This is a genomic window from Amycolatopsis sp. Poz14 (assembly GCF_006704225.1).
Taxonomy (GTDB): domain Bacteria; phylum Actinomycetota; class Actinomycetes; order Mycobacteriales; family Pseudonocardiaceae; genus Amycolatopsis; species Amycolatopsis nivea.
Genome location: NZ_JACLHD010000001.1, coordinates 5494655 through 5514615, shown reverse-complemented (window position 1 = coordinate 5514615; position 19961 = coordinate 5494655). Strand labels below are relative to the sequence as shown.

Below are 19961 nucleotides of genomic sequence, written 5' to 3'. Positions count from 1 at the left end.
AGGCGGACCCGGTACCGGGTCCGCCTCTCAGGAAGGAAGGGTCGACAGCCGCCCGCGGGCGCCGCCTCGAAAAGATCAGCCGCGCTCGCGCGCGTGGGCGTTCATGTAATCGAGATGTTTCCTCATCAGCTCCGTCGCGGCGTCCACGTCGTGTTCTTGGATCGCGGCGCAGAGCTTGATGTGATGGCGCACAGCCTGCTTGCCCACCTCGGCGTCGGTGTTGATGAACGCCAACGGGTGCGCGACGCGGTGCAGCGCCGAAACGAACGCCGCCATCACCCTGTTCTGGCTGGCTTGCGCCACCAGCGAGTGGAACTCCGCGTTGAGATGCGGCACCGAGGGATCGTCCACCGTCGTCGCCTTCTCCCGCTCGATCACCTCGCGCAGTGCGACCAGGTCGTCGTCCGTGCGGTTGAGTGCCGCCAGCCGTGCGCACGGGATCTCGAGCAGGTCGCGGAACGCGGCGACCTCGTCATGCCGGATGGACCCGAGGTCAAGGATGCTGCTCATCCGGTCGGAGACCAGCTGCGACAGCTTGTGGTGGTCGACGAACTCCACGAACGACCCGCCGGTGGCTCCGGGGACTTTCGTGATCAGGCCGCCCTCGACGAGGCTCTGCAACGCCTCCCGCACCGTCGCCCGGCTCACCCCGAACCGCTCGGCCAGCCGCGTCTCGCTCGGCAGCCGGTCCCCCTGGGCGAACTGACCGCTCAGGATCGCCTCCCGGATCTGGCTCTCCACCTGCTGCCGCGGCCGCAGCACCGGGGTCGGGGCGAACTCCGCCCGCGCGGATCCGTCCGACGTCCGAGTCGCCATGCCAACCCCTCCCGCTCGGCTCCGAGCCGACTGTCAGACAGTTTACCCCGATCTCCTTGCCGTCCGTGCACCGACACTCGGGACTATGCCCGCCGACTTGCTGAGCGACACAGTGATCCTCCGATCGACAGCACCCCAAAGCCGTGGCGTACCTCCAGGTCGGACGAGGAAGCCGACAGCCGGCAGCCTGGTCGCGCAGCACCGGGACGACCCCCGCCCGCCCGCCGCGCGAACCGGTCCGGGCGACCGGCAACGGCTTCCGCCCGACGCACCGGCGCAAGCCTCCGCACATAACGTCCGACATTTTTCTATCAGTCTTTAAAAAACGCTGGTGGCCGCCAGGGCGGACCGGTCAGCCACGCGCGTCGAAGGTGGCGTCCGTGACCCCTCTGGCCCGCAACTTGTGCTTTTCGACCTTTCCGGTGGGCGTCATCGGCAGCTCGCCGAAGAACTCGACGAACCGAGGCACCGCGAACGGCGGCAGTTCCTCCGCGACGCGGGCCCGCAGTTCCTCGGCCGACACTGTCCTCCCCTCTTTGACGACCACCGCGACCATCACCTCCTGGCCCGCCACGTCGGACGCGATCCCGTAAGCCGCGACGAGTTCGACCGCGTCGTGCCGGGAGACCGCCTCCTCGACCTCCTTCGCCGGGACGAACTCGCCGAACCTGCGCACTACGTCGTCGATCCGGCCTTCGAACCACAGGTTTCCACCTGCGTCGAAACGACCGCGGTCGCCGGAGTGGAACCAGAAGTTCCGCAACGCCCGCACGGTCCGCTCGGCGTCGCGGAAATAGCCCTGGAACATGGAAAACGGTTCCCGCGCGCGGATGCAGATCTCCCCGGTCGCGCCCTCGGGCACGGGAAGGTCGTCCGCGCCGAGGATCGCGACCTCGAACTCGGGCACGATCCGGCCGGACGACCCGATCGCCCGGTCCCCGCGCAGGCTTCCCCACGCCGGGATCGTGCCCTCGGTGGAGCCGTATCCGTCGATGAGCCGCAGGCCGAAGCGCTTCTCGAACGCTTCGTGCAGGGACGGGGGCACCGGCACGCCGTACGCGACGCGCAGCGGATTTTCCTCCGCCCCCTCCTGGGCTATGAGCAGCGCGAGAATCGAGCCGACGAAGGGCAGCACTGTAGCGCGGGCGGCACGGACTTCGTCCCAGAACGCAGCCCGCCTGAACCCCGCGGAGACGTACACCTCCGCGCCGGAGACGACCCCGGCCATCACGCCGTAGCCCTGCGCCATGTTGTGATGCAAAGGGAGGGTGACGAAGATGCGGTCGTCAGCAGTGATTTCCGCCTGCCTGACCGCCTGCCAACCGTTGGTGTAGTGCTGGCCATGCGGCACCAGCACGCCCTTCGCCGGTCCAGTGGAGCCCGACGTGTACATGATCGCCGTGGTGTCGGCGCGGGTGATCGCGGGAAGCGTTCCGACTTCCGCGGCGGCGAGCCTTTCGTACGGCACCGTCTCGAACGAGGTGTCGCCTCGCCCGCCGACCAGGACTATCGTGCGCAACGCTGGCAGCTGAGCGGCGATCTCTTCGAACTGCGCGAGGCAGCGAGCCTCGGCCACCAGCACGGTCGCGCCGGAATGAGTCAGCGCGTGCACGAGCCGCTCGCCGCGGACGGCGGGGTTCAGCGGGACCTGTACCAGGCCCGCCGTCGCGAGCCCGAACCACGTGCCGACGAACTCGAGCGCGTTGTCGAGCATCACCGCCACGCGGTCGCCGGGCACCAGCCCGAGACCGAGGAACCCGCTGGCGGTGCGTCGCGCCTGTTCCCACACTTCCGCCCGGGTGCGGGATCCCCTGACGTCGCTCAGGAACGGCCGCGAACCGTCTTCGTCCGCGTTCCGCGCCAGCAGCGCAGGAAGGGCCCGCAGCGCAGGCTCCGCCGACACCCGAGGCGCCGGGTCGCGACGGGCCCGCTCAGCCATTCCCGCCCGCGCCTCCCGAGCTCGCCGAGCGGACGTAGTTCTCGACCGGCAGGGCGTCGTCGAGCCGGTACACCGTCCGGGTCCATTCCACGACTGCGTCGGCCCATTCGCCCCATCCGGTGACCTCGGCGTACCGCTCCTGCTCGAACACGCGCGGGCTCTCGATCTCGTACCACGCGAGGTAATGACCGTCGAGATCGAGCTGTTTGAACCGGGTCGCGCTGACGAATCCGGGCACGCTGAGCAGGTTCGGCACGTGTTCGCGGTCGTACCAATCGTTCCACCGCGCCTCGCGGTCCGGATCGCCGAAGACGGCACGGACGACGTAGAGACAGCGAGTGGCCGGTGCGGCAAGCGCCATTGCTCACTCCTCTCCGAAAATACAGCCTGCGACGTTCACCAGAGCTTCGGCAAGACGTCCGCGGCCAGCCGGTCGAGCGCCGCCAGTGTTGCCGGAACGGTGTTCTGCCGGACGTTGAGGACGGCAAGGCCGACCCCCGCGCCGCGCAGGGACTCCAGCCTGCGCAGCAGCCGTTCGGTGTCCTCGCCGAGGCCGGTCGAAGTGCTCAGACGGACGGTCCGCGGATCCCGGCCGGCCTCTTCGCACAGCCGATCGAGCTTCTCGCGGCCCTTCTTCAGCACATCCGGATCGCCCCCGACGCCGTGCCATCCGTCCCCCCTTTCGATGGCTCGCCGCAGCGCTCTGTCCCCCATGCCGCCGACCAGGATCGGCGGACCGGGCCGCTGGTGTGGAGCCGGACGACAGACGACCTCGTCGAACGCGAACGCCGCGCCGGCGTGCCGGACCGGGTGCCCGGACCACAACAGCCGCACGATGTCGATCTGCTCGTCGAGCCGTTCCCCCCGACCGGCGAACGGAGCCGATACGGCGGCGAACTCCTCGGCCCACCACCCCGCGCCGACACCCAGTTCAAGCCGTCCGGAGGAAAGGACGTCGAGCGTCGCGGTGACCTTCGCGGTCAGCACCGGATCCCGCATCGGGAGCACGAACACGCTGGTGCCCAAGCGGATCCGGGTGGTGGCCCCAGCGACCGCGGCCAGTGTCGTAAACGCTTCGAGGAACCCGTCCTCGGCGGAGAACGGCAGTCCGTCGCCGCGGTACGGGTATGCGCTCGCGCTGCCGAGGGGGTGCACGATGTGGTCAGCCGCCCACAGCGAATCCAAGCCCGCGGCTTCCGCCGCCCTCGCCACTTCGAGCACGCCGGCGCGGGTAGCGTCCGCGCCCCACTGCGGCAGGTGAAGGCCGATCCTCATGTGCGGCTCCTTGCCTCCGAGTTGTCAGGCCTTCCGACCCGCAGGTCAACTGTCTAACAGTTTCACTGACAGCTGGCAAGCGTCAGCTGTTCCCGAAGTCATTCCCTGCCAAAAGATCGGAAAATGTGCTTGTAGCTAGGGCAAATCGCGTTCAGCGCAGGCGGGCCAGGCATCGCCCGGCCTGTTTGGGCAGGCGAGCGCGCATCATCGTCTCATTGACATGTGTTAGTTGTCTGACATATCTTCTCCGCACTCTGGCCAACCGAAACAGGAAGTCGGCGGGCATCGCGCAGGCGTCCCTCCGGCAACCCGGAGGGGATGGATCCGTGGCGGACGCTCAGAACGCGCCAACCGACGAACTGCGGGCGGACTTCCTCGTGCTCGGCGGCGGGATGGCCGGCATGACGGCGGCCGGCGCCGCCGCCCGCGGCGGCGCCAGCGTCATCGTCGTCGAGAAGGCCTCTGAGCCGGGCGGCTCGGCCGCGCTTTCCGAAGGGTTCGTGTGGACCGCGCCGACGATCGACGACCTGCTCGCGGAGGATCCGCACGTCAACCTCGAACTGGGCCGGGTGCTGGTCGAAGAGGCACCTGGTGCGCTGCGCTGGGCAGCCGGCACCGGTGTCCCGCTCGGCGAGGACCTCTCGGGAGTATTCAACTTCGGCGAGGGCAAGCGCATCGACGTGCACGCACATCTTCACCTGTGCCGTGCTGCGGTCGAATCCCGCGGCGGCTGGGTCTTGTGTTCGGCCGTGCCCCGCGAACTCATCGTCGAAGACGGGCGCGTCCTCGGGGCGGTGGTGGAACGCGACGGCGAGTCGGTGCGCGTGACCGCTCCCTGGACGATGCTCGCCACCGGCGGCTTTCAGGCCGACACCGCGAAGGTGCGGCGGCATGTGAATCCCGAGTGGACGAACGTGCTGCTGCGGGCGAGCACGTTCAGCACCGGCGACGGGATCGCGCTGGCCGAAAACGCCGGCGCGCGGACCAGTGCCGACATGAGCGGTTTCTACGGTCATCTGATGCCGGCACCGCTCGACAAGCCGCTCACCCCGACTGACTACACCGCGCTCACCCAGTACTACAGCGAACACGGTGTGCTCGTCGACCGGCACGGCATGCGCTTCACCGACGAATCGCTGGGCGACCATTATTCCGCACAGGCGGTCGCCGCCCTGAGCGGGCAGCGCGCGCTGCTCATCGGCGACGAATGGATCCGCCGTGAGCTCATCGCGAAACCGTTCATCGCGGGCATGGATTCCGGACTAGACAAACTCGACCTCGCCCGGCAAGCGGGCGGCAACGTCACGGTCGGCTCGACCCTCGCCGAAATATGCGCCGCGGTCGGCACCTGGGGCTACGCCGGGAACGCCGTCGAGGCGACCGTCGCGGCCTTCAACCGGGCGCTCTCGGACTCGGCCGCCGAGGCGCTCCAGGTTCCGCGGAGCCGGTTCCGCCGGTCTCTCGCCGAGGAACCGCTGTTCGCGCTCGAGGTGCAACCGGCGATCACGTTCACCTATGGCGGCGTCGTCGCGGATGCCGACGGGCACGTGCACGACACCGCAGGACAACCGATTCCGGGTCTGCTGGCCGCCGGGGCCGACGTCGGCGGGTTCTATTCCAAGGGCTACGCCGGCGGACTCGTGCGCGGGCTCGTCTTCGGCCTTCGGGCCGCGCGCACCGCACTGGGCTCGATTCGCTCGCCCGCCCGGTGAGAGCTGGGCGCCGTGCACGATGCCTGCGCGCATGCACGGACAGGTCATTTCCCTGCGGCGACGGGCAAGAGCAAGCGGTGAGATCCAGATCATCCTTCGCTGGTAACGCTTTCGCCTGTGCAAAACAGCCGAAAGCACTTCTCCCGGTGCGCGGCCAAGCCCTCCGCGACCTCGTCGCCGCCGAATCCGCAGAACTTCAGTCCCAGCGAAGCGTCGAAGATGGGCCCGGCCCGGCGGTACCAGTTGTTCAGTGCGTACTTGGTGGCCCGGATCGCGCCAGTCGCGCCCCGGCCAGGTCCCGCGCGACCGCCAGAGCCCGTTCCTGCACTTGGTCGTCGTCGGCGACCATCGATGCCAGCCCGATCCGCGCGGCCTCCTCGCCGGTGAGCATCCGCGGGTGAGCAGATAGTATTCGGCTTTCGCCATGCCGCACAGCAGCGGCCGGCAGATCACCGCGTGGCCTCCCGCCGCGACGCCCAGCCGGGTGTGCCCCGTCGACGATCTTCGCCGTGCGGCCCACGAGCGACACGTCGGCGAGCAACGCCGCGACGAGACCGGTGCCCACTGGCCGGGCCGTTGATCGCCGGCACGATCGGCACCGAGCAGTTGAAGACGTTGCAGACCAGGTCGCGTGCCTCGCGCATGACCCGCGTGCGAGCCTCGAAGTCCTCGGCCATCGCTTCGATGAGGTCGAGCCGCCCGCTCGCGGAGCATGCCCGGTCGCCGACGCCGCGGATCACCACTGCACGCACGTCGGAGTCGCGGTCGACGACCGGCTAGATGTCGGCCAGTTTGCGGTGCGTGTCCGGTCCGACGGCGTGCAGGTCGGATCCGTCGAGAGCACGCCGGGTGCCGGCCATACCAGAGTCAGCGCCGAGAATTGTGCGTATTTTCCGTCGTTCACGAGGCTTTTTCCTCCAGTCCGGGTTCGGACGCGCTCGACGCGAAGTCGGCCAGGTCGGGATCGTGAGTCATCGCCCAGTAGTCCCGCAGCCGCCACGGCGTATTGGTGACGACCCGGCCTCGTTTGTTGCGGTACCAGGTGTTCATCCCGCGGTGCGTCCAGATCATGGCCTCGTGTGCCGTGTCGACGCGGGAGTTGTAGTCGTCATGCACGTCGGCGCGGCATTCGACCGTGTCGATGTCCCGCTCGATCATCTCGACCAGCAATCGGGTCACGTAGTTCACCTGGCATTCGGTGTGGAACATGACGCTGCCGCCATGTCCGAGGTTGGTGTTCGGTCCGTAGAGGACGAAGAAGTTGGGGAAGCCCGGAACGGTCATGCCGAGATAGGCGTGCGCGTCGTCGTCGCCCCACAGCTCCCGCAGGGACTGCCCGCCCCTGCCGCGAATGTCCATCGGATACAGCATCCGCTTGCTCTGGAACCCGGTCGCGTACACCAGCACGTCGAGCGGATGGTGTTCTCCGTCGGCGGTGACGACGTCGCTGCCCTCGATCCGGTCGACGGCTGAGGTCACCAGCCGCACGTCGTCGCGTTTCAGGGCGGAGAACCAGCCGTTGTCCATGAGGATCCGCTTGCCGTACGGCGGGTAGTTCGGAAGCGTCTGATCGACAAGGTCGTCCCGCCCGGACAGTTGCTCCCGCAGGTACCGCGTGAAGAACTCGCGGTGCTTGTCGTTGGCCGCGTTGACCGACCGCTCGGGGTGCGGCCAGTCTGGATCTTTGCGCAGCGAGGCGTGCAGCTTGTCGTTGAACATCCACAACAGACGGAGCCGGTACCACGCGGCGTACGCGGGCACCTGTTCCATCAGCAGCCGCGCGCCCTCGGGCACCGGTCGCAGGTAGTTCGCGTTGGGCGCGACCCATTGCGGCGAACGCTGGTAGACGACGAGTTCCTCCGGCGTACCGGCGATCGACGGCACGATCTGCATCGCGCTCGCTCCCACGCCGAGCACTCCGACGCGCTTGCCGGTCAGGCTGACGTCGTGGTTCCAGCGCGCGGAATGGAAGCTCGCCCCGGGGAATGTGTCCTGCCCGGGGATCGACGGCATCTGCGGGCGGTTGAGCTGCCCGACCGAGCTGAGCACGGCGTTCGCCCAGCGGGTTTCCTCGGCACCGTCGCGGTCGCAGGTCGTGACTTCCCAGCGTCCGGTGCGCTCGTGGAAGACCGCTGAGACCACTTCAGTGCCGAACAGGGTGCGCTCGGTGACGCCGTGCCGCTTCGCGACGCCGGTGAGGTACTCGAGGATCTCGGGCTGCTTCGCGTAGTAGCGAGACCAGGACGGGTTCGAGTCGAATGAGAACGAGTACAGATGGCTGGGCGTGTCGACGCCGGCGCCCGGATAGTCGTTCTCCAGCCAGGTCCCGCCGACCCGGTCGTTCTTCTCGACCACGATGTGCGGAATGCCGAGCGCGCTGAGCTTGATCGAGGCGCAGATCCCCGAGATCCCGGCACCGATCACCAGGACGCTGAAGTCCTTCGCGCGCTCCGGCGGAGCACCGGTCCATTTCGCGTCGCGCGGGCGGAACCCTGCCTCTTCGGCCATCACCGCTCCGTACTCGGCCGGAACCGGTTCGCCCATGCAGGCGGTGAGCAGTTCGACGATCTCGGTTTCGCCGGGCAGCGGCGGTTCGGGGACGAGTCCGTCGCGCCACCGGCTCAGTACGTCACACGCCGCAGCACGGACCTCGGCTTGCCGTTCCGACGGGAGGCCGGCATCGTCGTTGTCGTCGAGCGCTTTGGTCCGCGCCGGCTGGTACGGCCCGCTCAGCCACCCGCTGTCACCGGTCAGCCGGGCCAGCACCACTTGCAGGGTCGGCAGGTTCGCCGATTCCAGCGCGGCACGCAGCTCGTCGTCGGTCAGCGTCATCTTCACCGCCATCGAAGGCGTCCTCTCAGCTCAGCGCAGTCTCTGTACGAATTCACGGATCTCCCTCAGCCCCCGCTCGTTCGCGGGGTGGCCGGGCAGTTGCAACAGCCCGTGCGGCGCGTTGGGCACCGTCGCGAACCGATGCGGTACACCGGCCGCGGCCAGCCGCTCGGCCAGCGAAACCGATTCGCCATACAGCGGATCGCGGTCACCGGCGAGCACGAGCGTCGGCGGGAACCCGGTGCAGTACCGCTCGGGGTGCAGGCGCGGATCGTCTTTCAGCGCGCGGGCGTCGGCGGGTTCCAGGTAAAGCTGGCTGTCCGGATCAGGCCCGCCGACGAGGTCGGTCAGCACCGGCAGTGCCCGGTGGACGTCGTAGATTCCGTAGCACAGCAATGCTCCCGCCACGGGCGGCACCGCTCCTCCGGCAAGCGCGGCCGCTGCGAGGTTGCCACCTGCAGAATCGCCGCCTACGAACAGCCGTCCGGGGTCGCCGCCGAATTCCGCCGCGTGCTCCCGCACCCAGGACAGCGCGTCGACAGTGTCTTCGACAGCGGCCGGGAAGCGGTGCTTCGGCGCGCGCCGGTAGTCCAGCATGACTGTCAACAAGCCAAGATCCGCCAGGTCCGCCGCCAGCCTGCGGTGGCTCGCTGGTGCACCGAGGACCCACGCGCCGCCGTGCAGCCACAGCACCGTCGGGAACGGCGGCTCGCCGAGGGGGCGGTAGATGTCCGCCGTCACCCGCCATCCGGCGACTCCGCGGACAAGCACCCCGTGATGCACTTCGGCGCCTTCGGGCCCGGATTGGTTGGTGTAGCCGTCGAACGACGCGAGCAGATCCAATGCGGTGCCCTCGCGGGCCTTGAGCGTCTCCAGGAAACCCAGCAGCTCCGGCGGCACGGCGTCAGTCGTTCCGCTCATCCGCCCACCCGCCCTTCCTGCCCGGCCCAGTGCCGCTCGCGCAGCACGTGGCGCTGAAGCTTGCCGCTTCCCGTCTTGGGCAGATCGGCGACGAACTCCACGATCCGCGGCCGCTTGTAGCTCGCGATCCGCTCGCGGCACACCCGGTCGACGTCGTCCTCAGACACCCGATGGCCCTCGCGGACGACGATCAGTGCTTTCACCGTCTCGCCCCAGCGCAGGTCCGGCACGCCGATCACCGCGACCTCAGCGACCCCGACGAGTTCGGTGATCGCGCTCTCGATCTCCGCCGGGAACACGTTGAACCCGCCGGACACGATCATGTCCTTCTTGCGGTCCACAATGGACAAGTAGCCGTCCTGCAGGCGGCCGACATCGCCAGTAGCCGCCCATCCGTCCGACGACAAGACCGCGGCCGTGGCTTCCGGGCGGTTCCAGTAGCCCAGCATCGTCGTGTCCCCGCGGGCTTCGATCTCGCCGGTTTGGCCTTCGGCGGCCAGCGTTCCGTCCGCGGCGCGCAACCGCACCTCCACGAACGGATTGACCCGGCCGGCCGAGGCTAGCCGCGCCGGAGCCTCTTCGCCTGGATCGAACCGATGGTCGTGTTTGGACAGCGAAGCGAGCGGGAACGGCACCTCGGTGAGCCCGTAGCCCTGGATGAACACTTCGCCGAGACACGCGATCAGGCGGCGCAGCGCGGCTGGGGCGATCGGCGAGCCGCCGTACAGCACAGTGTGCAGCGTGTCGGTCTGCCAGCGGCCCTCTTCCAGTTCGGGCAGCATCATCTTCAGCATCGTGGGCACCATCGGCAGCACGGTGACGCCGTACTCCCCGATCGCTTCCAACGTCTCGACCGGGTCGAACTTCTCCGCGCACACGTGCGCCGCGCCGCGCAGGGTGAAGGGAATCGACACGTAACCGGACAAGTGCGTCAACGGCGCGACGTGGAGCACCACGTCGTCGGACTCGATGCTGTCCAGCTCCACCATCAGGTTCCGCGCGCACGCCAGCACGCTGCGGTGGCTGAGCATCACGCCCTTGGGCTCGCCGGTGGTCCCGGAGGTGTAGGGCAGCCACGCGATCTGCTCGGGCCGTACGTCCGGCGACTCGAGTTCGGCGTGGCCGAGCAGGTCGGAGAACCGCTCGGTCCCGGCGATCCGCGGCTCGTCCACCGAGATCACGACCGGGTCCAGGTTCAGCGCGGTCAGCGCGGTCCGGACGTCGCCTTCCCGCTCGGCGTCCACCACGACTGCCACCGGCGCGCAGTCCGCCGCAACCCCGGCGACCTCCCTGGCATGCAGCCGGTAGCTGAGCGCCACACGCACGAGCCCGCCCGCGGCGAGCGCGTGGTCGACGATCAGGCTCTCCGGCCGGTTCTGCATCAAGACGAGCACGCGGTCGCCCGGCTGCGCGCCCCGCCCTGCCAGCCCTCCCGCCGCGCGCCGTGCCTGCGCGCCGAGTTCCGCGTATGTGCACACCGTGCCGCCGTCGCCCAGAATCGCGGGGCGGTCGGCGAAGCGGCGGTAAGTCTCGGCGAACGCACTCGTCAACGTCGCGGTGACGGCGCTTTGCCCGCGGACTCCGTTGTCCGGCTCGACAGCCATCGGACACCTCCTTGTGTCGGGCAGTTGCTCGGTCAGGACATCGTCAATCCGCCGCTGACACTGAGCGTCTGCCCCGTGATGTACCCAGCTTCGCCGGAGGTCAGGAACGCGACGGCTCCGGCGACGTCCTCGGGCGTGCCGATCCGCCGCAGTGGGATCGCCTTGGCCAGTGACTCGCGCAAGCCGGGGCCGCCGATCGAGGCGAACAGCGCGGTATCGGTCGGGCCTGGGCACACCGCGTTCGCGGTCACCTGATGACGCGCGGTTTCGCGCGCGATCGTTTTGGTGAACGCGATGATGCCGCCCTTGGCCGCGGAGTAGACGGCCTCGCCCGAGGAGCCCACCCGGCCGGCGTCGGACGCGATGTTGACGACCGCACCGCCGCCCTGTTCGATCATGACCGGCAACACCGTCTTGCACGTGTTCAGCACGCCGAACAGGTTGATCCGCACGATCCGTTCCCAGTCGGCCGGGTCGGACTCGACGAACCGCTCCGCCTTGTCCCAGCCCGCGTTGTTCACCAGCACGTCGATCCGGCCGAACTCCCCGCAGACCCGCGACACCGTCGCCTGGACCGACTCGAGATCGGCCACGTCGACGCCCACGCCGATCGCGCCGCCGCCCAGCTGCTTCGCCGCTTCCTCCGCGGACGCGACGTCGAGATCCGCCACCACGACCGTCGCGCCCGCACTGGCGAGCCGGTCCGCGATCGCGCGCCCGATCCCCCGGGCCGCACCGGTGACGACGGCGATCCTGCCGCGTTCTCCTGACATCGACTTCCTTCCCTGACCGAAGTCCGTTTCGCCTTAACTCATAAATTAGTATCAGACTTTATCCACACCTGCAACGCGTTGAACTGGCGTTACTCGACGGTAAACCTGATACTACTTGCCAGACTTAGCCAACAAGTGATACCAGTTACAGAGTTGCCGACGAAGGATGGTCCAGCAGTGCACGCAGCCGATGCGAGGGGCGAGCCCACGGTCTTGGTCACCGGTGGCGCATCCGGGATCGGGCGCGCAGTCGTCGACGCCGTGCTCGGTGCCGGATGGCACGCGGTAGCCCTCGACCGCGACGAAGCCGCGCTCGCCCGGCTGGGAACGGACTGGGCCCGAGCGGGCGGCAAGGTCACCCTCGAACACCTCGACGTGACGGACGAGGCGAAGGTGATCGAGTGCGTCGGCCGCGCCGGTCCCCTCGCGGGTGTCGTGAACTCAGCCGCGATCGGCGCGGTGGTGCCTGCCCTCGACACGAACCTTGACCTGTTCCGGCAAGTCCTCGAGGTGAACGTGCTCGGCATGTTCACCGTTTCTCGCGAAGCCGCCAAGCACATGTGTCGGCGCCGGACAGGTTCGATCGTGAACATCGGTTCGGTATCCGGGCTGCGCGGAAACGCCGGACGCGTCGCGTACGGGGCTTCCAAGGGCGCGGTGACGACGATGACGCAGGTCATGGCCGTCGAGTTCGGCGCGCTCGGGGTGCGGGTCAACGCGATCGCGCCCGGGGCGATCGAAACCCCGCTGGTCCGCGAACACCACACCGGCGAACAACGTGCCGCATGGAATTCCCTTACCCCGCAAGGGCATTACGGCGCACCGGACGATATCGCGCAAGCCGCCCTATTCCTGCTCGACGACACCCGCTCCGGCTATCTGACCGGCCAAGTGCTCGCCGTCGACGGCGGGTTCACCGCGGCGGGCGTGCTCCCCGCTTCCCCGATCACCCGCTGACCACCGAGGAACGAAGATGACAGCCTCTCTCGAAAACAAGGTCGCTCTCGTCACCGGGGCCGCCGGCGGCCTCGGCCGCGCGATCGCCGCCGCGCTGCGAGACGCAGGCGCCCGCCTCGCGCTCGCCGATCTGGACGCCGACGGCCTGGCCTCGGCCGCGCAAAGACTCGGCAGCGCCGAAACCTTCGCCGTCGACCTCACCGACGACGACCGTTCCAGCGATTTGCCCGCGCGAGTCCACGAACGGCTGGGCAGCATCGACATCGTGGTGAACAACGCCGGAGCCCGGCCGATCACCTCGCTGCTCGAAACGTCGCCCGAGCAATGGCACAGCACACTCGGCGTCAATCTCACCGCGCCGTTCCTGATCTGCCGGTCGGCGATTCCATACATGCTCGAACAGGGCCGCGGCAAGATCGTCAACATCGCTTCGATCGCCGGGCTCACCGGGTTCACCAACCGCTCCGCCTACTGCTCCGCCAAAGCCGGTCTGGTCATGCTGACCCGGGCGATCGCGATGGAATTCGGCGGGCGGGGAATCTGGTGCAACGCGATCGCACCGGGATTCGTCGAAACGCCGATGACCGCCTCGTACTTCCAGACGCCGCGGATGCTGGACTCCATCAAAGCGTGCGCGCCGATGCAGCGGTGGGGACAGCCGCCGGAGATCGCGGAACCAGTCGCCTTCCTCGCGGGCAGCGGCTCGGACTACATCAACGGGGCGACCTTGCCGGTCGACGGCGGCTGGACCGCGGGCAAAGACTTCTGACCGCGAGGAAAGAGACTCCCATGGGCAACCTGACCGAGGCCGAACGGCACCGGCTCCGCGAGGAACTCGACCGAGCAGCCATCCGAGCCGCTCTCCTCCGCTACTGCCGCGGCGTGGACCGGGCCGACGAGACCGTGCTCGCCTCGGCGTACCACCCGGACGCGATCGACGCGCACGGCCCGTTCCACGGCAACGCGCACGAATTCGCCCACTGGTGCGTCGCGGAGATCCCCCGGCAACGACTGGGGCTCCAGCACATCACCGGCAACGCTCTGATCGAATTCGACGGGGAAAACGCCGAGGTCGCCCGCGTCGAGTCCTACTACATCTCCACCTCGCGGCTGCGGAGCGAACCCGGTGTCCTCACCCTCATGGCCGGGCGCTATCTCGACCGTTTCGAGCGGCGGGACACCGGATGGCGCATCGGGCACCGGACAGTCACCAAGGACTGGGCGATCAGCGACCGCCTGGCCCCGGACCGGGCCGTCTCGTGGACGGGCTTCCCGCAAGGCAGCTTCGGCCGCACCGATCCGCTCTGCTCCGCCGAAACCTGGATCTCACCGTCGCGGAAGGACGGACCCGCCATGCCCGCTCGCACCGGCGAATTCGACGACACGGAACTCACCGCACTCCGTACGGCCCTCGCCCGTGCGGAGATCACCGACGCGGTCTACCGCTTCTGCCGGGGCGTCGACCGCGGCGACGAACCGATCATCCGGTCGGTCTTTCACCCGGACGCCGCTGTCGCCATCGGAGACTTCGCCAGAACCGGACCCGGCTTCGCTGCCGAATTGGCGGGAAACCTTCCCTCGGAATGGCTCGGCGCACACCACTTCGTCGGGAACGTGTTCATCGAGTTCGACGGCGACACTGCCCGGTGCGAGTCGTACTTCACCGTCGGTTTCCGCCTTCGCTCCGACCCGGCGATCGCGGGTCAGATCGGCGGCCGGTTCCTCGATCGGTTCGAACGGCGCGGCGACGGTCCCTGGCTCATCGCGCGGCGCACAGCGGTGAAGGACTGGACCTTGTCCGACCGGATCGAAGCGGGAGTCTCGCCCTCGGTCCGCGGCTATCCCGAGGGCCGGATGGACCGCCAAGATTTGCTGTTCGCGCCCTCTACCTGGGCATCCGCGGCCGAACGGTAGCATCGGCCCGCAGCAGGCACGACGAAGGAGGACATGCATGGCGGGGCCAGAACCGGCCGTCCCTCGCGGTGCCCTGCCCACCCGCACCGCCCGGCGGATCCTCCGCGATTTCGTCGCCCGCGGGCTACGTCCCGGCGACGCGCTCGCGGACGAGAGCACGCTGCTCGCGGAATACGGCGTGGCCCGCGGGACCCTGCGGGAAGCGTTGCGCCTGCTGACCTTCCTCGGCGCGGTGACCGTCCAATCCGGACGGCTCGGCGGCCCCCGGCTCGCCAAACCCGGTCCGGCGACCGTGGGCAGCGCGCTCGGCATGGTCGTCCAGTTCGACGGAGCCACCCTGCGGACGGTGTTCGAGGCCCGGGTCGCCGTCGAGCCCGCGGTCGCCGGCCTCGCCGCCGGCAACCGCACGGACGCCGACCTCGCGCTGATCGACGACTCGTTCGCCGGACTCGAAACAACCCAGCGCCGCCGCGGCCCGGACTACGCGGCCCATGCCGTCGACTACACGCTCCGGGTCGCGCAGGCGTCGCACAATCCGGTGCTCGCCACCATCGTGCCCGCACTGGCGGCGATGACCACCACTGTCCCGTGGCGCTATCCGCAGGGCAGCCGACCCGAACTGACCAGCCGGGTCCACACCATCGTCGACGCTGTCCGCGCCGGGAAGAGCACGGCGGCCAGCGAAGCCACCCGGGACATGATCACCTGGCTGATGGACAGCATCGACTCCAGCCAGCCCGGCAAGCTGGAAAGCCGGATCCTCTGGCCCGACGTCGACGAGGTCCTCTCCGGGGATCGCGGCTGACCCGAGGCTCGGCCGGAGCGCGACTCCGTGCCGGTCAACCGGGCTGTGCCGCGACCGAATCCCGCAGCCGGGCCAAGCGCACCGCCGACTCCGAACCGGGCTCGGCCGACCAGATCACCAGCTGCTGCTCGGCGTTCCCAGCTTGCTGGAAGCTGTCCCAGTCCAGCGACATCTCCCCCACCCTGGGATGCGCGACGGTCTTCGTGCCGAAATTCTGGTGCGCCACCCGGCGCTCAGCCCACCAGCGGCGGAAATCCGGACTCGTCAGCGACAGATCCCCGACCAGCCGCGACAGCGCCGGGTCGGTCGGGTTGTCCGCCGCGTTCATCCGCAGCACCGCGACACACGTGCGCGCGACCTGCTCCCACTCCGGATACAGCGCCCGCATCTGCGGATTCGTGAAGACCAGCCGGATGTAGTTGCGGTCCCGCTCCGGAATCTCGGCGAAATCGAGCAGCAGCGCGGCGGCGAGATCGTTCCACGCCAGGATGTCTAGGTACCGGCTGAACACGAGAGCGGGCACCCGGTCCAGTTGCCCCAGCAACCGCTCAAGCTGCGGACGGACCGCGCGCTTGCGTCGGGCCGGTTCGCGCGGCGCGGGGGCCGGGCCGGACCGGGTGAGCAGGGTGCGGACGTAGTCGCGTTGCTCGTCGTCCAGCCGCAGGGCCCGTTCCAGCGCGGCCTGTACCGGCTCGGACGGGGCGAGGCGACCCTGCTCGATCCGGGTGTAATAGTCCGTGCTGATCGAGACTAGCTGCGCCACTTCTTCGCGGCGCAGTCCTGGCACGCGGCGGCGCTCCCCCGCCGGGACGTCGAGGCCGACCTCCCGCGGCTGCAGCTCAGCGCGGCGATGCTGGAAGAACTGTCCCAGCTCGCGCAGCTCTGTCGGAATGTCGGCCATGCGTTCCAGCTTACGGCGAATGCTGCTCTCGTTCCTGGGAAGGATCCTTCCCAGGATAAGTCTCTCTCTTCCTGGGCGCACGCGACTGAGGAGAAAGTGGAAGCAGAAGCCGGGCAGGACGGGAAGGGCCCGCCGAGGTCCCGGCGAAGGAGCTGACACCCATGACGGTCACCAAGACGGAAGTCCGGTTCCCCAGCGACGGCAAGGAACTCGCCGGCCTCGTCTACGCTCCGGATAACGCATCCGGCAAGCTGGCCGCGATCGTCGTCGGACACCCGACCACCGGCGTCAAGGAGCAAGCGCCCGCCAACTACGCGCCGCGGCTCGCCGAGGACGGCTATATCGTTCTCACCTTCGACGCGGCCTACCAGGGCGAAAGCGAAGGACTCCCCCGCGGCCTGGAAGACCCGGTGCAGCGCGCTGACGACTTCCGCAACGCAGTGTCCTCTCTGGCCACCCGCCCGGACGTCGACCCCGAACGGATCGGCATCATGGGCATCTGCGGTTCCGGCGCGTACGCGCCCTACGCCGCCCAGACCGACCACCGTGTCAAGGCGGTCGCAGGGGTCAGCGGCACGGACGTGACGAGCTTCTTCCGCGACGGCGACCCCGAAGCGTGGAAGGCCCAGGTCGCCGCATCCGGTGCCGCCCGCACCGAGGAGGCCGAGGGCAAGCCGGCCCGGATGGTCCCAGTGCTGCCGGACGCGGTGGACGAGTCGACGCCCGCGGCGATCGCGGAGTTCTTCGAGTACTACAAGACCCCGCGCGCCCAGCACCCGAACTCGATCGGCCAGTACGTCTTGCGCAGCGCTGACCTGCTCGACCAGTTCGATGCGTTCGCCGACGTCGCCAAGATCGCCCCGCGCCCGCTGCTGATGATCGCGGGCACCGAAGCGATCACCCGCGGCTTCAGCGAGAAGGCCATCGCGGACGTGGGCGATTCCGGCAAGCTCGTGCTGATCGAAGGCGCTACGCACGTCGATCTCTACGACCGCGACCCGTACGTCGCCCAGGCCATCGACGAACTGAAAGCGTTCTTCGGGCAACACCTGAAGGCGTGAGCCGGTCCCGGCCGCGCACCCGGCCCACCGGTCGGGTGCGCGGCCGAGCCATTCGAGGTCTGCGACGCTTCTCCCGGATCCTGACTCAATATATAATGTGCGCAATACTATTCAGGAGGCGCGATGACCGTGACAGCAGCCGAATCCACCGCGTTCGCCCTCGGCGCGGCCGACGGCCCGGGACGGTTGCTGATCGACGGCGCATGGACCGCCGCCGCGTCCGGCGAGACCTTCGAGGTCCGCGATCCCGGCACCGGCGAAGTCGTGGCTCAGGTCGCGCACGCGGCGGAGGCCGACGTTGACGCTGCGGTGGCGGCGGCGCGCCGGGCATTCGAGGAAAAACGGTGGCGCAGCTTGTCCGGCGCCCAGCGCGGCGTCGTGCTGTGGCGGGTCTCCGAACTGATCACGCAGCACCTCGAAGAGTTCGCTCGCCTGGAAAGCCTGGACGTCGGCATTCCGGTCTCCCAGGCCCGGCTCATGATGGGCGAAGCCGCCAACGCCTTCCGCTACTACGCGGGCTGGGCGGACAAGATCGACGGCCGGAGCGTGGAGATCGGCTCGGCCGCCCAACGGTTCCAGGGTTACACGCTCAAGGAGCCGGTCGGCGTGGCCGGGCTGATCGTGGCCTGGAACGCGCCGATGGTGAACATCGGCATGAAACTGCCCGCCGCACTGGCTGCGGGATGCGCTTGTGTCCTCAAACCGTCCGAGCAAGCCCCGCTCACTTCGCTGGCGCTGGGGCGGCTGCTGCGGGAAGCGGGTTTGCCGGACGGAGTGGTCAACATCGTGACGGGGTTCGCCCCGGCCGGAGCGGCGCTGGCCGGGCACGAGGATGTCGACAAGATCAGCTTCACCGGTTCGGTCGAGGTCGGCCGGAAGATCCTGCGCGCGGCGGAGGGGAACCTGAAGAAGGTCACCCTCGAACTGGGCGGGAAATCGCCGGTGCTCGTGCTCCCGGACGCGGACCTCGCCGGGGTTTTCGACGGCGTCGCGAAGGGCGTCTTCTGGAATTCCGGCCAGATCTGCACCTCCGGCACGCGACTGCTGGTCCACCGGGACGTCTACGACGAGGTCGTCCAGGGAGTCGCCGACGCGGGGCGGGCACTGCGGCTCGGTTACGGCACCGATCCGGACGCCGATCTCGGCCCGCTTATTTCGCAGCAGCACTTGGAACGTGTCTCGGGCTACGTGCACAGCGGTGTCGAGGAAGGCGCCACCGTGGTGAGCGGCGGACGGCAGGTCGGCGACCGGGGCTATTTCTACGAACCCACCGTCGTCGCCGACGCTCGGCCGGACATGCGGATGATCCGCGAGGAAATCTTCGGCCCGGTGATCGGTGCGATGTCCTTCGAGGACGTCGACGAGGCGATCGCGGTCGCGAACGGCACCTCGTTCGGCCTCGCGGCGAGCGTCTGGTCGCGCGACGCCTCTCGCGCGCACCGCATCGCCCGCGAGATCAAGGCGGGCCGGGTCGGCATCAACGTGCACCGGGCGGGCGGAGTGCAGATGCCGGTCGGCGGGTACAAGCAGTCCGGCTGGGGCCACGAGAATGGGCCGGAAGGCCTCGACGAGTACCTGGAGACCAAGTCGGTCATCTCGATCCTGGACCGATGACCTGGTACACCGTCCGCGCGAAGCGGTCGATCGCGTCGGACACGAGGTCTGGCTTCTCCAGCATGCAGAAATGCCCGGCGTTGGGCACGATCGCCGTCCGCAGCCGCGGCAACCGGCGGCTGAGGAGGTCGAGCCACGGGACCTCGGCCGCCTCGTGCACCGGTTGCCGCGGGGCTCCGAGGTGATTGGTGGTGCTCTGAATCGCCAGCACGTCGATCTCCGCGACCGCGTCGAGCGCCTCGTCCATCCGCTCGCTGTCCCAGCGCACCGTCGACAGCATGATCGCGCGGATCATCCGCTCGTCGACGGTGCCGAGGCGGGCGGCGATCAGGTCCGCCTTGATCTCCGGCGATTTCTCGCCGACCATCATCGCTTCGAAGTACTCCTCGATGAAGCGGGCGGCACCTAGACGGTTCAACCCGGCGGAGATCGCACCGGCGTCCGCTTCGGAACCCGCCGCGCTCACCCGGCTGGTGTCGACCAGCACGATCCCGGCGACCTGGTCCGGCCGTTGCCGCGCGGCTTCGAGGACGACCCGGGTGCCGAAGCTGTGCCCGGCCAGCACGCACTTCCCGCCCGCCTGCGCCGCGACGAATTCGTTCACCGCCGCGGCGCAGTGCTCGGGAGAAATAGCTTCGACGTCGTCGATGGGCGTCCGGCCGTGCCCGGGCAGATCGACGGCGAATACCTGCCACGCGTCCGACAGCGACGCCGATTGGAAGCGCCAGTCGCTGAGGCTGCAGAAGCCGCCGTGCACGAACACGATCGGCTGGCCGGAGCCGGACACCTCGTAGTGCATGACGACCGCCTTCCCTGTCAAGAAGCACTATATTTAAT

At 68.8% G+C, this 19961-nt stretch carries 19 protein-coding genes; 7 read left to right on the top strand and 12 right to left on the bottom strand.

The window, feature by feature from the left end; all coding sequences use genetic code 11:
* Nucleotides 1-75 precede the first annotated feature (75 nt).
* From FKO37_RS26145 to FKO37_RS26130, 4 genes are all read right to left on the bottom strand, one after another.
* Complete coding sequence (locus FKO37_RS26145) at nt 76-816, bottom strand: FadR/GntR family transcriptional regulator (RefSeq protein ID WP_238606125.1); 741 nt, start codon at nt 814-816, stop codon at nt 76-78.
* Nucleotides 817-1168: 352 nt separating this feature from the next.
* Nucleotides 1169-2755, bottom strand: coding sequence for an AMP-binding protein (locus FKO37_RS26140; protein WP_238606124.1), 1587 nt, complete (start codon nt 2753-2755; stop codon nt 1169-1171).
* Nucleotides 2748-3116: a DUF4286 family protein gene (locus FKO37_RS26135; RefSeq protein WP_238606123.1), complete on the bottom strand. Its 369-nt coding sequence runs from the start codon at nt 3114-3116 to the stop codon at nt 2748-2750. The genes FKO37_RS26140 and FKO37_RS26135 overlap by 8 nt, the downstream gene beginning before the upstream one ends.
* Before the next feature lie 35 nt (nt 3117-3151).
* Nucleotides 3152-4030 carry a TIGR03619 family F420-dependent LLM class oxidoreductase gene (locus FKO37_RS26130; RefSeq protein WP_238606122.1) on the bottom strand — a complete coding sequence of 293 codons (879 nt, stop codon included), beginning with the start codon at nt 4028-4030 and terminating at the stop codon, nt 3152-3154.
* Between the two features lie 326 nt (nt 4031-4356).
* On the opposite strand from FKO37_RS26130, the gene FKO37_RS26125 reads away from it, so the two are divergent.
* The gene (locus FKO37_RS26125) at nt 4357-5742 is read left to right on the top strand and encodes an FAD-binding protein (protein WP_238606121.1); all 1386 of its coding nucleotides are present in this window, start codon (nt 4357-4359) and stop codon (nt 5740-5742) included.
* A gap of 247 nt (nt 5743-5989) precedes the next feature.
* Here FKO37_RS26125 and FKO37_RS26120 read toward each other — a convergent pair whose 3' ends face one another.
* The 6 genes from FKO37_RS26120 to FKO37_RS26095 all read right to left on the bottom strand — a co-directional run bounded on the left by FKO37_RS26120 (nt 5990) and on the right by FKO37_RS26095 (nt 11872).
* A complete protein-coding gene (locus tag FKO37_RS26120; RefSeq protein ID WP_238606120.1) occupies nt 5990-6133 on the bottom strand; it encodes a hypothetical protein in 144 nt (47 codons plus the stop codon).
* A 58-nt stretch (nt 6134-6191) separates the two neighbouring features.
* Nucleotides 6192-6494 (bottom strand): hypothetical protein, encoded by a 303-nt coding sequence (locus tag FKO37_RS26115; protein WP_238606119.1) that lies wholly within the window; start codon nt 6492-6494, stop codon nt 6192-6194.
* A gap of 148 nt (nt 6495-6642) precedes the next feature.
* Nucleotides 6643-8586, bottom strand: coding sequence for an NAD(P)/FAD-dependent oxidoreductase (locus tag FKO37_RS26110; RefSeq protein WP_238606118.1), 1944 nt, complete (start codon nt 8584-8586; stop codon nt 6643-6645).
* 18 nt (nt 8587-8604) lie between these two features.
* A complete protein-coding gene (locus tag FKO37_RS26105) occupies nt 8605-9495 on the bottom strand; it encodes an alpha/beta hydrolase (RefSeq protein ID WP_238606117.1) in 891 nt (296 codons plus the stop codon).
* Complete coding sequence (locus tag FKO37_RS26100) at nt 9492-11099, bottom strand: class I adenylate-forming enzyme family protein (RefSeq protein ID WP_238606116.1); 1608 nt, start codon at nt 11097-11099, stop codon at nt 9492-9494. The genes FKO37_RS26105 and FKO37_RS26100 overlap by 4 nt, the downstream gene beginning before the upstream one ends.
* A 32-nt stretch (nt 11100-11131) precedes the next feature.
* Entirely contained in the window at nt 11132-11872 is a 741-nt protein-coding gene (locus tag FKO37_RS26095; RefSeq protein WP_238606115.1) for an SDR family NAD(P)-dependent oxidoreductase, read from the bottom strand.
* 177 nt (nt 11873-12049) lie between these two features.
* Here FKO37_RS26095 and FKO37_RS26090 point away from each other — a divergent pair, with 177 nt between their 5' ends.
* Genes FKO37_RS26090 through FKO37_RS26075 form a run of 4 tightly spaced genes read left to right on the top strand, consistent with a single transcriptional unit; the run spans nt 12050 to nt 15548 of the window.
* Complete coding sequence (locus tag FKO37_RS26090; RefSeq protein WP_238606114.1) at nt 12050-12829, top strand: SDR family NAD(P)-dependent oxidoreductase; 780 nt, start codon at nt 12050-12052, stop codon at nt 12827-12829.
* Between the two features lie 16 nt (nt 12830-12845).
* On the top strand, nt 12846-13598 hold the full coding sequence (locus tag FKO37_RS26085) for an SDR family NAD(P)-dependent oxidoreductase (RefSeq protein WP_238606113.1): 753 nt from the start codon (nt 12846-12848) through the stop codon (nt 13596-13598).
* Nucleotides 13599-13618: 20 nt separating this feature from the next.
* The gene (locus FKO37_RS26080; RefSeq protein ID WP_238606112.1) at nt 13619-14743 is read left to right on the top strand and encodes a nuclear transport factor 2 family protein; all 1125 of its coding nucleotides are present in this window, start codon (nt 13619-13621) and stop codon (nt 14741-14743) included.
* A 37-nt stretch (nt 14744-14780) separates the two neighbouring features.
* A complete protein-coding gene (locus FKO37_RS26075; RefSeq protein ID WP_238606111.1) occupies nt 14781-15548 on the top strand; it encodes a FadR/GntR family transcriptional regulator in 768 nt (255 codons plus the stop codon).
* Nucleotides 15549-15582: 34 nt separating this feature from the next.
* Here the strand turns inward: FKO37_RS26075 and FKO37_RS26070 are convergent, their stop codons facing one another.
* The gene (locus FKO37_RS26070) at nt 15583-16449 is read right to left on the bottom strand and encodes a helix-turn-helix transcriptional regulator (RefSeq protein WP_238606110.1); all 867 of its coding nucleotides are present in this window, start codon (nt 16447-16449) and stop codon (nt 15583-15585) included.
* 161 nt (nt 16450-16610) lie between these two features.
* Here FKO37_RS26070 and FKO37_RS26065 point away from each other — a divergent pair, with 161 nt between their 5' ends.
* Together FKO37_RS26065 and FKO37_RS26060 are read left to right on the top strand one after the other, a co-directional pair.
* Nucleotides 16611-17510 (top strand): alpha/beta hydrolase, encoded by a 900-nt coding sequence (locus FKO37_RS26065; protein WP_238606109.1) that lies wholly within the window; start codon nt 16611-16613, stop codon nt 17508-17510.
* Between the two features lie 123 nt (nt 17511-17633).
* Nucleotides 17634-19124: an aldehyde dehydrogenase gene (locus FKO37_RS26060; protein ID WP_238606108.1), complete on the top strand. Its 1491-nt coding sequence runs from the start codon at nt 17634-17636 to the stop codon at nt 19122-19124.
* On the opposite strand, the gene FKO37_RS26055 is transcribed toward FKO37_RS26060, so the two are convergent.
* On the bottom strand, nt 19102-19944 hold the full coding sequence (locus tag FKO37_RS26055) for an alpha/beta fold hydrolase (RefSeq protein ID WP_238606107.1): 843 nt from the start codon (nt 19942-19944) through the stop codon (nt 19102-19104). The genes FKO37_RS26060 and FKO37_RS26055 overlap by 23 nt on opposite strands.
* Nucleotides 19945-19961: the final 17 nt, after the last annotated feature.

Bases quoted from the DNA above. Each gene is read 5' to 3' on its own strand.
- FKO37_RS26145 (WP_238606125.1), bottom strand. From the start codon at position 816: ATGGCGACTCGGACGTCGGACGGATCCGCGCGGGCGGAGTTCGCCCCG.
- FKO37_RS26140 (WP_238606124.1), bottom strand. From the start codon at position 2,755: ATGGCTGAGCGGGCCCGTCGCGACCCGGCGCCTCGGGTGTCGGCGGAG.
- FKO37_RS26060 (WP_238606108.1), top strand. From the start codon at position 17,634: ATGACCGTGACAGCAGCCGAATCCACCGCGTTCGCCCTCGGCGCGGCC.
- FKO37_RS26070 (WP_238606110.1), bottom strand. From the start codon at position 16,449: ATGGCCGACATTCCGACAGAGCTGCGCGAGCTGGGACAGTTCTTCCAG.
- FKO37_RS26080 (WP_238606112.1), top strand. From the start codon at position 13,619: ATGGGCAACCTGACCGAGGCCGAACGGCACCGGCTCCGCGAGGAACTC.
- FKO37_RS26105 (WP_238606117.1), bottom strand. From the start codon at position 9,495: ATGAGCGGAACGACTGACGCCGTGCCGCCGGAGCTGCTGGGTTTCCTG.
- FKO37_RS26095 (WP_238606115.1), bottom strand. From the start codon at position 11,872: ATGTCAGGAGAACGCGGCAGGATCGCCGTCGTCACCGGTGCGGCCCGG.
- FKO37_RS26085 (WP_238606113.1), top strand. From the start codon at position 12,846: ATGACAGCCTCTCTCGAAAACAAGGTCGCTCTCGTCACCGGGGCCGCC.
- FKO37_RS26120 (WP_238606120.1), bottom strand. From the start codon at position 6,133: ATGCTCACCGGCGAGGAGGCCGCGCGGATCGGGCTGGCATCGATGGTC.
- FKO37_RS26110 (WP_238606118.1), bottom strand. From the start codon at position 8,586: ATGGCGGTGAAGATGACGCTGACCGACGACGAGCTGCGTGCCGCGCTG.
- FKO37_RS26075 (WP_238606111.1), top strand. From the start codon at position 14,781: ATGGCGGGGCCAGAACCGGCCGTCCCTCGCGGTGCCCTGCCCACCCGC.
- FKO37_RS26135 (WP_238606123.1), bottom strand. From the start codon at position 3,116: ATGGCGCTTGCCGCACCGGCCACTCGCTGTCTCTACGTCGTCCGTGCC.
- FKO37_RS26065 (WP_238606109.1), top strand. From the start codon at position 16,611: ATGACGGTCACCAAGACGGAAGTCCGGTTCCCCAGCGACGGCAAGGAA.
- FKO37_RS26130 (WP_238606122.1), bottom strand. From the start codon at position 4,030: ATGAGGATCGGCCTTCACCTGCCGCAGTGGGGCGCGGACGCTACCCGC.
- FKO37_RS26100 (WP_238606116.1), bottom strand. From the start codon at position 11,099: ATGGCTGTCGAGCCGGACAACGGAGTCCGCGGGCAAAGCGCCGTCACC.